The sequence below is a fragment of the Brumicola pallidula DSM 14239 = ACAM 615 genome (genome assembly GCF_000428905.1).
Taxonomy (GTDB): domain Bacteria; phylum Pseudomonadota; class Gammaproteobacteria; order Enterobacterales; family Alteromonadaceae; genus Glaciecola; species Glaciecola pallidula.
This window is the reverse complement of sequence record NZ_AUAV01000013.1, coordinates 34,169-49,241: the sequence shown is the minus strand read 5'-3', so window position 1 is coordinate 49,241 and position 15,073 is coordinate 34,169. Positions and strand designations below refer to the sequence as shown.

The following is a 15,073-nucleotide window of genomic DNA, read 5'->3' as shown; positions in this document are numbered from 1 at the left end:
CATTACTTTTTTGATAACGTTGCTAAATACACTGCGTATTGACTAACGGTTGCTCTTCAAGTTGACGATGATTTTATTTCCAGGAGCAACAATATCAACTGTTTTACAGAGCTTTTTTACTAAATCCATACCACGACCTGATAGCCCATCTATGCAAACACTGTTGTCTTTATTCATATCGAAACCTTGTCCTGAATCTATGATTTCAAAATCTATTTGTGCGGTATTGGGGCAGAAGGCAAATTTCATGCTAAGTTTGTCGTCCGGTCCAAGCTCTGTTAATCGTGCTTTTTTTAATCGCAGATATTCAAAAAAGCCAGAAAAATCATTCTTTAGCTTTGAGTCTAAATTCAGAATACCGTGATCTATACCATTATTGATGAGCTCAGCGAATACAGTAAATGCTCTTTGTCTTAAGTCACCAACCATATCTGCACTTCGCATAATACCGTCTAAGTATCCAACAACATCGGTACTCGCTATAAGTCCGCCTTCAATTTCAAGTGTTACCGTAATTTTTCCTTTATTAGCCGCAATGAGTTTTGGTTTATTGTATACATGGCTGTCGATCAACGATTTTATCTGTAAATCACAGATTGAAAGATCGTCAAGCAATTCAGCCATCCCATTAAAAACGGTAAATTCGTTGACAACACAACTGACGAGTGACTCTTTGTAGTCATAACGTTTCAATGTCTCTAAGAGACGATGCATGCTGAAGGGCTTACCAGCAATATTTTGTTGCTCAATCAAACCATCACTAAAGAAAAATAAGTTGCTAATAGCCTCCAGGCTGACAACCACTATTTTAGGATCAAAAACTTCAGGTTCAAGTATTCCTAGCGCCATCGACCTCGATGAATATCGCTCTAATGAGTGGTCTGTCTTAAGTAATATAACATCGGGCATCCCACCATTGAAAAGTTGTAACTCTCGCTTATTGAAATTTATCTCTATGCCAATTATTGCAACGAACTTATTATCAGGTAATTCTATATTAAGTTTTTTATTGGCTTCATGGATAATATGCGCCAGGGAAAAGCCTTTTCTGATCATTGCCTTGATTGTTGAAGCAAGAGGCAAAATACTGATGGCAGCAGCTAAACCGTGTCCTGTCGCATCCGCGAGGATGGCAAAGAGGTTGCCATTCGGTGCCGTATTACAAATAAAAGCATCCCCGTTAAACGAACTTGAGGACTGAATATAGGTGTCGACATATTGTGTGTTATGTGACAGTGAAGCAGTAGTATATTCATACACATAGCGTGCTAAATTTTCTTCTTGTTTTCGTTGATTTAGTAAATTTTCAAGCTCTTGTGTTTGTAAGTTAACTACTTCGGATTGGTCGTATAAACGTCGGCAACGTTGGATTTTTTGCCATAATAGATCAACGCTAATTGGCTTCACCAAAAAGTCATCAACTCCTTTCTCGAACGCCTCCGACATCAAAGCTTGATTGTCTTCCGCTGTGACCATCATAACGGGGACTTTACAAGACAGTGATTTTATAAAAGGTAGAATATCGATACCGTTGCCATCAGGAAGGTGGTTATCGAGCAAGATAAACTCGAATGATGAGATTATTAGCTGATCTTTGGCAGCTTGCAAACTACTGCTTATTTTTGTCTCGCATTGCTTACTGATTAAAAAAGTCTCAAGGATTTCAGCAAATAAAGAACTATCTTCAATTATTAATATCCGCATTTGAGGCTCTGCCTATGAAATATCAAAAAGTTGATCGAAATTAGCAATCTGCAAAATCTCTTTAGTACTTTCCTTTGGTCCTCTAATGCGGATAGAAACGTTTTGACTCTTCGCTTTTTTTTGCAGCAACACCATCATACCGAGCGCAGAGCTATCCAAATATCCAACACGACTAAACTCCAACTCAATCTCAGTTACATTGTTTTCCGCTAACAGTCTCTGATATTGCTCAGTAAACTCTTTGTGATATCCAAAGTCAAAACGTTCTGGTATTCGTATTACGTGTTCGCTCATGATGTTCTCCTTCTAAAAAGGGTAATGCCATGAAAAAGGGTAATGCCATGAAAAAGGGATGCAGGCAAAACAATAGGTATTACGGGAATTCGACTGATGTAATTTTACAATTTCTAAATATTAATGTAAATAGTTAGTCCTATTGATAACGTTATACAAAACTAAATAGTCAATTTGCAAAACGAAAATTTTAGCAGGACACAAATGTATTTTTTGCAAAGCAAAAACGTAAAATACGTTAATTTTTAAAAATAACTTGAATAATCATAAGCTTAATTCTTTTAGATTCTTGGTACATTATTTGCTGTATCAGTTTATAAGTACGTAAAGCGTTTTATTTATAGAGAGAGGGCGGCAAGATGAAAAAGAGCAATGTTTATGTTCGGAGTTACTACGGGACGAATTTTGATGTTAACTCATTATCACAGGTTCTTATAGAGTATAAGAGTGGGTATCTTTGTCGTTCAGCGAAACAAGTAAATCGTTTCATATTTACCTTATTATTTTCTCTTGGGTCCAGCTTACAGGTAGCGGCTCAATCTTTGGTAGATTCAGACCTTAATAATCAGTCACTTTATGCCAGTGGCTATATAACGGCGGGTGCACGCACAACAGTTGGGGGTAATGTTCAAAGTGCGACTGCAGTAACACTTGCCGCAAATGCGATTGTTGCGGGTACTGTAGAGGCTGGAGCGGCTACAACCCTCGGCGCTGATGCAGGTGTTGTTGGCTATATCGAAGCGGGATCTACGGTAACGCTTGGTGTAGCTGCCATTGTCAATGGTTTTATTCAGGCGGGAACCACCGCAACTATTGGTGCCAGTGCCGTAATCGATGGTAGCGTTGTAACGGGCACCACCGCGACCTTTGATGCTCTTGTTGAGGTATCTGGCGATGTTTTAGCGGGAACCACAGTAACCGTCGGCGCCGGTTCAATTTTTCATGGTAATGTTGATGCTGGGACTACAACAACCATTGGTGCTGGCGTTCAAATTGATGGCATTCTGACGGCGAATTCTTCGCTGGTTCCACCTCCTCCTCTCTTAGTTACAAATCAAGAAGTACTAATTACGTCAATGCAAATAGCACTGAAGGATTTGGGAACAGGAACAGAACTGGTTTCTACTACTTTTGGGGTAAATAATGAAACTCTCGAAGCTGGCATCTACAGTACGATAGATTATTTGACAATTACCGGAGGCAAAACCCTTACACTTGATGGCAAAGGTGTGGATGGCACATGGATTTTTAATATTGCTAACTACTTGAGTTTTGCTATTGATGCGAAGGTAATATTGTTAAATGTAACCGATAACAGCACTATTATCTGGAATGTGATGGGCGACAAAGCTGGCTCAGCGGGATATACACAGCTAGGCGCAGGTGCCGAAACTACTGGATTTATTCTTGCCAAGGGTTTCGTCCAGACGGGAGCAAATACAGTTATAGAGGGAATAGCTAATGATTGCGGCGGTGCTTATTCAGCAACGAATTTCATCGAGTTTGGCGCAGATAGCGTAGTCGGACAGACAGGTTGTACTAACGGAATGGCCGCATCAATAAGTCAAACCTTAGCTGACGCTCCGGTTGCAGCAACCCTCGACTTTGGTGATGCACCAGCCTCATACGCCAGCCTTGTTGATGATGACGGTGCACGGCATAGTACAGAAAATAATACTATTTTTATGGGATCTGGCGTTGACGCTGAATTTGATAGCTATCAATTTCCTCTCAGTGATGACGTAACAGATGGCAATGATGATGAAGACGGTGTGGCCTTTGTGACCGGGCTTGAAGTGAACAATGCTGCTGTATTGGAACTCATCGCATCAACGTCAGCTTTTGTCGACGCCTGGATAGATTTTGATGGTAATGGTGTGTTTGGCTCTGATGAAAAGATTGCTGATGCTCAAGCTGTAATACAAGGTAATAATACGCTATTTTATGCTGTACCTGAATGGGCAGAGGTAGGCAGCACATGGGCTCGATTCAGAGTCAGTAGTATCGGTGGGTTAGAGCCAACAGGTAGTTTTAGTGATGGGGAGGTTGAAGATCATCAAGTCGACATTACAGAGCTTAATGTCAGCATACAGTATTACCCTAGCGCTTCTGAGTGGGCAACCATTGCTTTTGAAGATAATTGGCCATCAATAGGTGATTACGATTTTAATGACTTAGTCATAAATTATCGTATCAGTGAATACACGCTTAATGGTGAGGTTATCCGGGTTAAGTTAGAAGGGCAAATTGCAGCTGTTGGTGCATTGCATCACAATGGTTTTGCGTTTCATTTACCTGGTATTTTGCGAAGTACCATTGATGAAAATGCTATCCGCTATACCATCAATGATTTACCACAAAACATCTCTCCATTAGAAGCGGGGCGTAATCAGGCGATATTTATTATTACAAACGATGTGTGGGATTGGGTCAGTCCGGGTGAAAACTGCAACTATTATCGAACTGAAGCGGGTTGCGGTTCTGATATTCAAATGGTTTTTTCAATGACATTGCCCATGGCTAACGCTATCCCGAGTGCTCAGATGCCAGAATTTCCATACGACCCATTTTTATTTGCGACTGAGGGTTATGATCATAGCTTAGCATTTGGTCTGCCTCCGGGCAGAGCGTATGAAATACATTTACCCGATAAAGCGCCGACAGAAGCTTTTAGAACCGATTTCTTTGGTCGTAGAGATGATAGAAGTGAACCACAAAATGGGCGTTACTTTGTGAGTACGAATGGTATGCCTTGGGCTATAAATGTTGGTGTCGAAATGCAATATTCCTTGGAGTATATGGATGTAATTTATGCGTATCCCTTATTTTCTAGTTTTATTGCGAATCAAGGGCTGGTAGACGCTGACTGGTACATTTTGGAAAACGCCAACACAAATAATATTTTTTCTAATTAAAGAGGTGTCTTATGAATAAGTTATATATTTTTGTTTGCCTAAGTATGTTGATTACTGCCTGTGGAGGCGGTGGGTCCCAGAGTATTACGGCAGTGCCGCTGCCACCGGCAGGAGAACCGTTGCCCGTTCCAATTGAAAGCCAACCGGCTGTAACTGAATTTAGCTTAGAAGAAAGTAATCCTAAGGAGGCTGGGGATATGATAGGAAGTTCAGCAAAAACCAGTCATGAGATAGTCGTGCCAAATGGTTTTGCACTCAGCAGCGAACGCTCGTTTGACCTGCGGATTACTCGAGCTCAAGATGACAATGAAGCCGCGTACTTATCACTGTGTAGCGACTATAAACAGTATAACGATGGAAGCTATAGCATCAATTATGATAGCTGCCTGCTCAGAACTTCGTTGAGTGATATTAACTACGAAGCTGTGATCATCGTTACCAATGATACGCCAGGTTTAGTTGCCGCACTCTGGTTTATGGATGAGAGTAAAAAACCGCTCATCACGGATTGGCGTTTTTAATGACTTCTTATTGAATAGTAGAGAATATGTCCTTTAATAAGTGTTAGGACTTTAGTTTGATGTTGGCATCGTTATTTGTATAACTTACTTTGCCAACATCGCTCTATTGTTGGATGCAACAATAGCTATAATACTCATCGTCTATCACGCCAATACTGCCTCAGTCTAGGACTGTCCTATAGTTGAATGCCTATTCGGGGGAGCTTAGCTTAGGACCCGCATCGACTAAGCTGCGGCCATGTGCGGTATCTGTAAATTTCTCAAAATTATCAACAAATAGAGCGCCTAGCTCGTCAGCTTTCTCGTACCAATGCTGTGGTTCGTCATATGTGCCTCTTGGGTCCAAAATAGTCGCATCGATACCGGCTAATTCTTTCGGAATACTAAGATTAAAAATGGGTAACAGATGTGATTCTGCAGCATCCATGCTGCCATCTAAAATAGCATCGATGATTGCGCGAGTGGCTTTTATAGAAATGCGCTTACCACTGCCGTTCCATCCAGTATTGACTAAGTAAGCCTGTGCATTAGCGGCCTGCATTCGTGTTTCCAATACATTCGCATACTGAGTTGGGTGCAGGGTTAAAAAAGCGGCCCCAAAACAGCTCGAAAATGTTGGTGTTGGCTGAGTTATACCTAGTTCGGTGCCGGCTAGTTTAGCGGTAAAACCAGATAGTAAATAATATTGAGCTTGCTCAGGCGTTAGTTTGGCTGCCGCCGGCAACACGCCGAAAGCATCGGCAGTTAAAAATATCACTTTTGTCGCATGGCCAGCTTTAGAAATGGGCTTAACAATATTCGCAATATGATTAATCGGGTATGAAACTCGGGTGTTTTCGGTAATTGAGTTGTCGTGATAATCGATCAAACCTGCCTCATTATGGCTTACATTTTCAAGCAAAGCATTGCGTCTAATAGCGGCATAAATATCGGGTTCATTTTCTTGACTAAGACTAATGGTTTTGGCATAGCATCCGCCCTCCAAGTTAAACACCCCATTGTCGTCCCAGCCGTGTTCATCGTCACCAATAAGCTGTCTTTTAGGATCCGTTGAAAGGGTCGTTTTTCCGGTGCCTGACAAACCGAAAAAGATTGCCACGTCTTCCTTTTCTCCTACGTTAGCGCTGCAGTGCATTGACGCAATTCCTTGCAGCGGCAAGTAGTAATTCATTATGGCAAACATGCCTTTTTTCATTTCTCCGCCATACCAAGTTCCACCAATTAGTTGGATGCGCTCGGTCAAGTTAAAGGCCACGAAATTTTCAGAATTGAGTCCCTGTTTTTGCCAGTTCGGATTGCACACTTTGGCGCCATTCATGACAATAAAATTAGGTTCAAATTCGGCTAATTCTTCCGCGCTCGGCGTAATAAACATATTAGTGACAAAGTGCGCCTGCCAAGCGACTTCGGTAATAAAGCGAACCGACATCCGAGTGTCTTTGTTTGCACCACAAAAGGCATCGACGACAAATAAACGTTTACCACTGAGTTGGTTTGTGACTAAACCTTTAAGTTGGTTCCAAGTGTCTTGATTAATCGCCTTATTGTCGTTTTTGCCTTGATCTGACCACCACAAGGTATCTTCGGTAACACTGTCTTTTACAATGTATTTATCTTTAGGAGAACGGCCAGTAAACTTTCCGGTTTTTACACATACCGCACCTGATTCGGTAACAAATCCTTTTTCAAAACCGGATAGTTCTGATTTTGTGGTTTCATTAAAAAGAGTATCGTAGTCCGGGTTATGCAAAATTTCAGAAGTAGTATTAATGTTGTAATCTTTCAATGAATCGATCAATTTCACCAGGGCAGCTCTTTGTTAAGGGAATATTTTGAAGCGTATCTTACTGGTTTTGGTCATCATCCTCCACCTTTTAACCGTATACTCGGTATAAAAATAAAGAATGTGCTGTATGAATAGAATAATACGAGTTATTACTTAGTTTAAATATGAAAGTTTAAATAGATGATTACACACTAATGATCAAAATTTGCTATAGGAAATAGTAAGAAACGCTACATTTTGATAGCCCATCTGAAACCGAAGACTGCTCTCTTGTGTTTAGAAGCAACACTCTATTTATCCGAAGTTTTGCTTAAGCCAGTTCCATAAACCGAGTGAGGATCCTTCAAATAAATCGATACCTAGAGCTGATTTGAGTATGTATAGCACCACCAATCCAAGCAATGTACTTAATGACAAAAATAACGTGGTCAAAAATAAAGTCGTCATTAGCGCGATAGACTTTTCACGACGTGTTACCGCACGAATATTGCGGCCCATTAATAAAACAAAATAAATCCGTGAGGGATAAAATGGGATCGGTATCGTACCACGACAGTCAATTTTGTGCTTTCGATAGCCGCCGTTACCAACCGCCACTTTAATGTGGCTTAGTTGCCTGTCTGTAAGGGACAACGCAGTCTCATCAGGAAGACGGCTCAACAGATTCATGACATCAGGATCCTTACGGATGGCGTTGATTTTTTTCAATTAAATTTCCTTAATATCCACTGCGCTTTGTCGCTGCCCTATCCATTTCATCGCTAGCAACTCCAAGCGACTATAAAATGAACGAGGTAATAAGGATAATAATGCGCACGCATAGGTTGCTATTGTGCGCTTGGGTTCTTCAAATAGAATTCGTGGCTGTTCGAATAATGCTCTATGGATCAACTTTATGGCCTGATAGCTGTCCCTTGAATGAATTGCTCGACGAGCTAAGTATCTCAACTGGTATGCTCTTGCTAAAGGTAATAATTGATTGAATAATTGAATGTTAGTTTGCTCGTTTTTACTCATAGCTAAGGTCCAACTTGCAAACTGTTTTTGTAGATTTGCGGATAAGCCACCCCCATTTATTCTATAGTATGTAAGTGGTGTTGAAATACCCTCAAATTTCCACTTGTTTGATAACGCAATGCGGACCCAAAGCTCAATGTCTTCAGATTGTCGCAATGTTTCATCAAAATAATATCTGCGGCCTTGTTCTTGGTTTATAGTTGAAATATCTGTTAAAAGTCTTCTTCGAATAACGGGGGCTGAACCATTTCCTATTGGATTGCGACATAGAATGTCTCTAAATTCGATCTCTGTTAACTTAGGAAATTGACCCATGCCCGTCATATTGCCCTTTTCATCAATAAACAGTGAAGGGCAATAACTGACGCCAACCTGAGGATTGCTATTAAGATGCGCCACATGTTCAGTTAGTTTTTGACTTGCCCAACAATCATCTGAATCAAGTAATGCAATATAAATCCCTTTAGCCGCCTGAATACCGGTGTTGCGAGCACCCGCCAAGCCTCTATTTTGCTGTTTTATCAATCTGATGCGAGGGTCGGTAAATTGCTTGAGAATATGCAGAGTATTGTCAGAACAACCGTCATCAACACAGATCACCTCAAAATTTTTGAAGGTCTGTTCTAATACAGAAATAATGCATCTTTCAATATATTTTTCTACATTAAACATAGGAATAACCACAGTAACTATGGGCAAGGGTAGCTTATTCATTTAAATGACTCCTCAAAAACAAAAATTTGATGATCGAGATACGACGCGAAAAACAGTGCTGAATGAGCAAAACTAAAAGACATACCACGCTCATTATTAGCACGCTAAGCGCAAAATCGATGGGTGTGTTTGCGTTGAACAAAAGTAGGCCAATGGCGCTTGTTACTAAGCAAAAGATACGAACATACATCTCGTATTGATACTCAGCTTTAGCCCGTAAGATGTTGCAATGGGTATCTATGTAGATAGCAGGTAAAGCAGAACAACATAGAAAGGCGACGGTTGAATAACTCTGCTGCCATTGTTGTTCAAATAAAATAGGAACATAAAAAGGTACAGCTATAGCCTGAAAGATAAAAGTGAATGCAACAAGAGATGCAAACGCATATATTTTTAGTGTGAAGTTGGGCAAGGTGTCTTGTCGATGCTTATTGCATAGATAAGGATACAGTCCGGAATTAAACGCATTGTTAAGCGATTGGCTTAAACCGACCCCTGCGCTTTTAGCGAAACTGTAAACACCAAATAATTCGGGACTCAAAAGGCGTGCGCCAATTAAAACATCCAATTGAAGGCGCAGTGCTCTTATGAGTTCGGTAGACAGCAGTTGTCCAGAGCTTTTAATCAATGATAAAAAGATAGGTTTGTTAAATCCAATCCCATAATTCTTAACAGGCGCAAAATAGAATAGGATAAGCCATAAAGCAACAAATACCCATTTGCCATAAACTACGGACATAATTCCGAAATCGAGCAGCGCAAAAATACCAATACTGGTATTTTCTGCCAAAATACATAGGGCATTACAAATACTGTAATAGCGCATTTTGCTGGCTCGGTGTAACAAAAATACCTTAACGCTAACTAAAGGGTAAGGTATGTATGCAAGTGCCATTAAGATAAGCAATTCTGAGAGTTGTGCGTTATCGTAAAAAATCGCAATGGGGAAGGCTAAAGCGACTTGAAAGGCAGCAAGTGACAAACAAATAAGCCATTGTAATACGGCGCCATTTCTTACAAATTCAGATAATTGAGATTCATTGCATTGGACAATTTGAGAGCCTGCACCGGAACGCAATACTAGCTTTAACACTTCATGACAAGCAAGCGCCAGCATGATGGTGCCATATTCTATTGCACTGAGTTGTGCTGCCAAAATCAATATAACAAAAAGTCGCGAAAATTTAGCTGCCATCTCTGAACCCAATAACCAACCGACGTTGCTTAATAGGCGCTTATTTTCGAATTGTAGTACTGGTAGTTTCAATGATGCCACCTAACAAATAACGTTGTTAAATGGTACATTCAAAAATTGGTCCACTTTTCATATTATTTTAGAGCTATGATTTACATCATAAAATATGCTTTCTTTGATTTTTACATTTGAATTTCGCAAGTTGCAAAGCAATTGCTTTGCAACTTGCGAACGATTACTAGAGTAGAAATGAGACTTGTTTGTTAATAGAAAGCAGACCGAAACACTATTTCATTAATCTTGCCATTGCTGAACCTTGCGATATAAGGTCGACGGGCTTACCTCCAGTAATCCTGCGGCTTTAACCACGTTATCGTCACATGCTGCAATTGCGTGTTCGATAGCAGCCCTTTCTACCTCAGCGAGGCTTCTCACACCCTCAATACCGGTGAATAGCTCATCAAGAGTGTGAGGAACTGCGGGGAGATTTAAAGCGGATCCTTGCATAACGTGCACGGGTTTCTTTTTATTGTTAATTTCATGCACTTTTTGGTCTGACAACCTCAACTGACGGATAATAATTTTCGCAGTGAGCAGAGGACCTTCTGACATTACTATTGCACTGTGAATTGTATTCTCGAGTTGGCGGACATTTCCTGGCCAATCATAATTTTGAATTAATTTCTGAGCGTCAGATGATAGACCAACAAATATCTTGTTTTCTAGCTCGCTAAAATGCTGCAAAAAGAAGTGGGCTATCTGAATACTGTCTTGTTCGCGTTCATTTAAAGGTGGTAAGTTAATAGATATAACATTCAACCGATAATAAAGATCTTCGCGTAACAGTCCTTTCTCTATAGCTTCATAAGGTTCGCGGTTGGTGGCACTTAGAAAACGAATGTCTACTTTTTCTACCTTGTTGCTACCGACTTTTTGAAAGGTACCCGTTTGCACAAATCGTAATATTTTAGCTTGTAAAGTGATATCCATCTCACCAATTTCATCTAAGAAAAGTGTCCCTTTATCGGCTCTTTGTGCTGCACCTTCGCGATTCGATGCCGCTCCTGAAAATGCCCCTTTAACGTGGCCAAAAATTTCAGATTCCATTAGCTCACGGGGAATTGCAGCACAATTTAAGCTCACAAGAGTCATGTTCTTACGCGGACTTAATTTATGTATAGCATCGGCAACAAGCTCTTTACCTGCGCCGCTTGGGCCAGTAATAAAAACCGAAGCATGACTTTGCGCACAGCGTTCGACTGAATCATAAACAAACTGCATTGGTGTAGATTGTCCAATAAAATTCATGAAATTATGTTTTCGCCTAGATTGCCATTGCTCTAATGTGCGACGCAATAAACTGCGTTCTGCTAATATTTCACTATAGTTAATAGCCTGTTGGATGGTAATTATTAACTCGTCATTATTCCACGGTTTTTGCATGAAACTCCATACTCGACCAGTGTTAATTGCATCCATCACCGCATCCAGTTCAGTGTAGGCAGTGAGCATTATTCTTACTGTCTCTGGCCAACGGCGCGCGACTTCCTGAAGAAATTCATTGCCTCCCATACCGGGCATATTCTTGTCAGATATCACAATATCGATATCCTTTTGTTCTAGAATGGCGATCCCTGCTTTAGCTGAGTTCGCGCTATGGACCTCTAAGTTTAGACCTCTAACTGACCGCGTTAACGCGTCCAAAATATTGATTTCATCATCAACAAATAGAATGCTGCCTTTTGAATCGCTATTCATCTTTTACCTTCCACTTAGTCAGAAGCCTTTTTTCAGCCTCGCACAATTGTTGGTGGCTTAAATTTATGTATGCATTAAACACTAATTTATCATAAATAGTTGTGTCAGCTTCAAAATTCCGGATATGTGGTTTTGAGACTAACTGTAAAATCTCTATCGAGCTCACATACGATATATCAATCTAGACGGAAGCCAAGCGTAAAACGGGTACCTTTCCCCAATTCTGATGTAACCTCGATACTAATGTTTTGTGTTTCTAAGATTGCATAGCTTACGCTGAGTCCTAAGCCAGTGCCCTTGCCTACCGGTTTAGTAGTGAAAAATGGATTGAAAATTTGGCTTTTAGTCTTCTCATCCATACCAATTCCATTGTCTTCAACATGAATCAATAAATAGCGTTGATGTAGCTCACTGTGGATCCTCATTGTTCCTCCCTCTGGCATTGCATGCGCGGAGTTTATTAACAAGTTAACAAATACTTGTTGCAGTTTTCCGTAATTATTTAATACCTTGGGAAGTGTCGTTTCTAGTTCGTTAATTACTTGGTGTTGGTATTTAAATTCATTCGCAACAATGCGCAGAGCATTATCTACGCACTCATAAATTGATATATGTTTGAGGTTATCGTCAGCGGTATGTGAAAATGATTTTAGTCCTACAACAATTTCTTTAATTCTTTGAATGCCATCTTGATTTGACTTCACGATTAGTTCGGCATCGGTTAATAGAAAATTCATCTCCTTTTTCTTTACTGTTTTATTGAACTCTTGTTTAGATAAACTGCCGTTTAGATATATTTTTTCTTCCAACAATTTAAAAGTAAGTTTAAATTCCTTTATATAATCGTCAAGCGTTTGCAAGTTAGATCGAATATATCCGATAGGATTATTTATTTCATGAGCCACCCCAGCAGCAAGTTGCCCTAATGATGCCATCTTCTCGGATTGAATTAATTGTTTTTGTGTATTTTGCAGATGATCAGCGGTTTGCTGAAGTTGTGTATTTCGCAGAGCGATTGTTTCATCGGATAAGTGTTGTCTAATTCCACTTAGCAAATGACCTTTTGCAACTTCCAGTATGTGCAATGCCTCTTCATCAAGAGATTCGATTTTGCTTAGGAAACCAATCCACACCGAATTATTGCTTTCTAACTGCAGGTTTATATAAATAATCCATTGAAAGTTTTGATCGCCAACTGCATCCTCTTCATTGAGCGGTGTGATAAACCAATGAGGGGCGGCATAATATCGGTCTGAAGGGAGACGCTCAAGCGGTAGATGTTTAAAAAAGAACGATTGAAGTTCGAGATTTTCTCCCCAGCCATTATTGGAAGACCAAATTAATGCGTTAGAACCATTTTTTAATTTTCCCTTATTAAAAATCGCTTTAATGCCATACTCAGCATTAAAAAATTTGCCAGTAAGTGACACTGTGTTTTGCAAAATATTAATTAGGCTTAACTTTGAAGAAAAATCATAGGACGCTTCAGTGAGATACTCAATTTCAGCTTGTTTTTTTTTCGTGTCATTTAGTGATTTTTTTAAGCACTCATTAGCTAAATGAATTTCTCTCGAGTACACCTCCAATTGACGCTCGGCAAGCTCTCGAGCATTTTTCTCTCGGTCTATTTGTTGTTTAAGTCGTTCTATATCCGAAATTGGTATAAGTTGGTTTTTATCCAAACTGAGTTACCTCAAATACACATCTGTCATCGTTATTATGTTCGCATTCCACATGAGATTATAAGTGGCCCATTTGTAGTCTACTACATCGAAGTTCGACTTAATGCAATTTAATACTATACTATTCGTTAGAGATTTAATCACAGGTTTCTGAGTTGCCTAACCTTATTGGGAGAAAGCGAATGAAGCGTCAGTATTATATCAGCAGTGACCTAGCAGACCTTAAATTGGTTGAACAAGAGTTAAAGTTTGAAGGTCTATCTACCCCGCAAATTCATGTATTAAGCGCCAATGACGCTGAAGTAGAAAAATATCATTTACATGCAATTGAAGCCGTGTTGAAACAAGATGTCGTGAGGTCTACACGACTTGGCGCAGCCGCAGGTATGGCTGCCGCTAGCTTCTTGTTATTATTAGCCTATTTGCTTCAGTGGCATACTTCCTCAGTAGGTTGGTTACCGATTGCATTTTTATCAATAGTCGTACTCGGTTTTTGCACTTGGATCGGTGGTTTTATTGGTATACAGATGCCTAATTATCAATTCAAACAATTCCAACAGTTACTTATGCAAGGCAAGCATATATTTTTCGTCGACATTACTGACGATCAGCACGTCTTGCTGGAAAAAGTACTACAGTCACATTCTGGTTTAATTCATGCGGGCACCGGTGAAGCGACGCCCGAATGGGTCGTCAAAGGGCAACAGAAATTCAGTGAATTTATGAAAGTGATGCCATAATATAAGTTCCTGAGATAACCTCGTTTAGGCATGTTGGCGCATGTCTAAACGTGTTGACATCCACTGTCCTGTGTCAGCAGTCGTGAAGTCTGCACATACTAAATCCTAGCAAAATAAAATTTTGCCTGATCAACCTCGAGTTGTGTTCAGACGTTTTTAATCTGATTAGTGTTACCATTGGGTTTGACACAATTCTTTCTTATTATAAAGGGCATTGAAGTGCAAAAAGCCGCCGTTTTTGTTGATGTACAAAACATCTACTACACCACTAAACATACATTTTCTCGCTCTTTTAATTACCGTCACTTTTGGCAATCCATTGCGAATGATTATGAGATTGTCAATGCCTTTGCTTATGCCATTGATCGCGGCGACGCGCAGCAACAAAAATTTCAAAGTGCCCTGCGTCATATTGGTTTTGACGTAAAGCTCAAACCTTTTATACAGCGCTCTGATGGCTCTGCAAAAGGCGATTGGGATGTTGGTATTACAATCGATATATTGGAAGTAGCGCCTCATGTTGACACGATTATTCTGTTGTCAGGTGATGGTGATTTTGATCGTTTGCTGACCAAAACACGACAACAGTATAGTTGCAAAACAATCGTGTTTGGGGTGCGTAACTTAACCGCTAATTCGTTGATAAATGCCAGCTCAGAGTTTGTTACTATAGACGAGCAGTGGTTGCTATAAATCAAGTAGATGCTATGAAAGCATCCGCTTCAGTGTCAAGATCATGACTTCCCT

Annotated in this window: 12 protein-coding genes; 4 read left to right on the top strand and 8 right to left on the bottom strand. The window is 40.1% G+C overall.

Annotation, left to right across the window (positions count from 1 at the left end; all coding sequences use genetic code 11):
* Window positions 1-42: 42 nt before the first annotated feature.
* On the bottom strand, window positions 43-1,704 hold the full coding sequence (locus tag G399_RS0104920) for a fused response regulator/phosphatase (protein ID WP_006008244.1): 1,662 nt from the start codon (window positions 1,702-1,704) through the stop codon (window positions 43-45).
* Between the two features lie 12 nt (window positions 1,705-1,716).
* On the bottom strand, window positions 1,717-1,998 hold the full coding sequence (locus G399_RS0104915) for an STAS domain-containing protein (RefSeq protein ID WP_006008247.1): 282 nt from the start codon (window positions 1,996-1,998) through the stop codon (window positions 1,717-1,719).
* A 359-nt stretch (window positions 1,999-2,357) separates the two neighbouring features.
* Between G399_RS0104915 and G399_RS0104910 the strand changes: the two genes are divergently transcribed.
* Together G399_RS0104910 and G399_RS0104905 are read left to right on the top strand one after the other, a co-directional pair.
* Window positions 2,358-4,913 carry an LruC domain-containing protein gene (locus G399_RS0104910; RefSeq protein WP_026843478.1) on the top strand — a complete coding sequence of 852 codons (2,556 nt, stop codon included), beginning with the start codon at window positions 2,358-2,360 and terminating at the stop codon, window positions 4,911-4,913.
* 11 nt (window positions 4,914-4,924) lie between these two features.
* A complete protein-coding gene (locus G399_RS0104905; RefSeq protein ID WP_006008250.1) occupies window positions 4,925-5,434 on the top strand; it encodes a hypothetical protein in 510 nt (169 codons plus the stop codon).
* 190 nt (window positions 5,435-5,624) lie between these two features.
* Here the strand turns inward: G399_RS0104905 and pckA are convergent, their stop codons facing one another.
* The 6 genes from pckA to G399_RS20230 form a co-directional block, all read right to left on the bottom strand.
* The gene (gene pckA, locus G399_RS0104900) at window positions 5,625-7,238 is read right to left on the bottom strand and encodes a phosphoenolpyruvate carboxykinase (ATP) (protein ID WP_006008252.1); all 1,614 of its coding nucleotides are present in this window, start codon (window positions 7,236-7,238) and stop codon (window positions 5,625-5,627) included.
* Window positions 7,239-7,514: 276 nt separating this feature from the next.
* Window positions 7,515-7,928 carry a hypothetical protein gene (locus G399_RS0104895; RefSeq protein ID WP_006008253.1) on the bottom strand — a complete coding sequence of 138 codons (414 nt, stop codon included), beginning with the start codon at window positions 7,926-7,928 and terminating at the stop codon, window positions 7,515-7,517.
* The gene (locus tag G399_RS0104890) at window positions 7,929-8,951 is read right to left on the bottom strand and encodes a glycosyltransferase family 2 protein (protein ID WP_006008255.1); all 1,023 of its coding nucleotides are present in this window, start codon (window positions 8,949-8,951) and stop codon (window positions 7,929-7,931) included. It abuts the gene before it with no gap.
* Window positions 8,944-10,227 (bottom strand): oligosaccharide flippase family protein, encoded by a 1,284-nt coding sequence (locus G399_RS0104885; protein ID WP_425304068.1) that lies wholly within the window; start codon window positions 10,225-10,227, stop codon window positions 8,944-8,946. Before G399_RS0104885 ends, G399_RS0104890 begins: the two co-directional genes overlap by 8 nt.
* A 213-nt stretch (window positions 10,228-10,440) precedes the next feature.
* On the bottom strand, window positions 10,441-11,904 hold the full coding sequence (locus G399_RS0104880) for a sigma-54-dependent transcriptional regulator (protein ID WP_006008259.1): 1,464 nt from the start codon (window positions 11,902-11,904) through the stop codon (window positions 10,441-10,443).
* A 176-nt stretch (window positions 11,905-12,080) separates the two neighbouring features.
* Window positions 12,081-13,586: a sensor histidine kinase gene (locus tag G399_RS20230; RefSeq protein ID WP_006008261.1), complete on the bottom strand. Its 1,506-nt coding sequence runs from the start codon at window positions 13,584-13,586 to the stop codon at window positions 12,081-12,083.
* Window positions 13,587-13,768: 182 nt separating this feature from the next.
* Between G399_RS20230 and G399_RS0104870 the strand changes: the two genes are divergently transcribed.
* Entirely contained in the window at window positions 13,769-14,326 is a 558-nt protein-coding gene (locus G399_RS0104870) for a hypothetical protein (RefSeq protein WP_006008266.1), read from the top strand.
* Between the two features lie 219 nt (window positions 14,327-14,545).
* On the top strand, window positions 14,546-15,019 hold the full coding sequence (locus G399_RS0104865; protein ID WP_006008269.1) for an NYN domain-containing protein: 474 nt from the start codon (window positions 14,546-14,548) through the stop codon (window positions 15,017-15,019).
* The last annotated feature ends 54 nt before the right edge of the window (window positions 15,020-15,073 follow it).

What these genes read in the sequence shown, in the direction of transcription:
- G399_RS0104920 (WP_006008244.1), bottom strand. Translation starts at nt 1,704, where the DNA reads ATGCGGATATTAATAATTGAAGATAGTTCTTTATTTGCTGAAATCCTT.
- G399_RS0104910 (WP_026843478.1), top strand. Translation starts at nt 2,358, where the DNA reads ATGAAAAAGAGCAATGTTTATGTTCGGAGTTACTACGGGACGAATTTT.
- G399_RS0104915 (WP_006008247.1), bottom strand. Translation starts at nt 1,998, where the DNA reads ATGAGCGAACACGTAATACGAATACCAGAACGTTTTGACTTTGGATAT.
- G399_RS0104870 (WP_006008266.1), top strand. Translation starts at nt 13,769, where the DNA reads ATGAAGCGTCAGTATTATATCAGCAGTGACCTAGCAGACCTTAAATTG.
- G399_RS0104880 (WP_006008259.1), bottom strand. Translation starts at nt 11,904, where the DNA reads ATGAATAGCGATTCAAAAGGCAGCATTCTATTTGTTGATGATGAAATC.
- G399_RS0104890 (WP_006008255.1), bottom strand. Translation starts at nt 8,951, where the DNA reads ATGAATAAGCTACCCTTGCCCATAGTTACTGTGGTTATTCCTATGTTT.
- G399_RS0104905 (WP_006008250.1), top strand. Translation starts at nt 4,925, where the DNA reads ATGAATAAGTTATATATTTTTGTTTGCCTAAGTATGTTGATTACTGCC.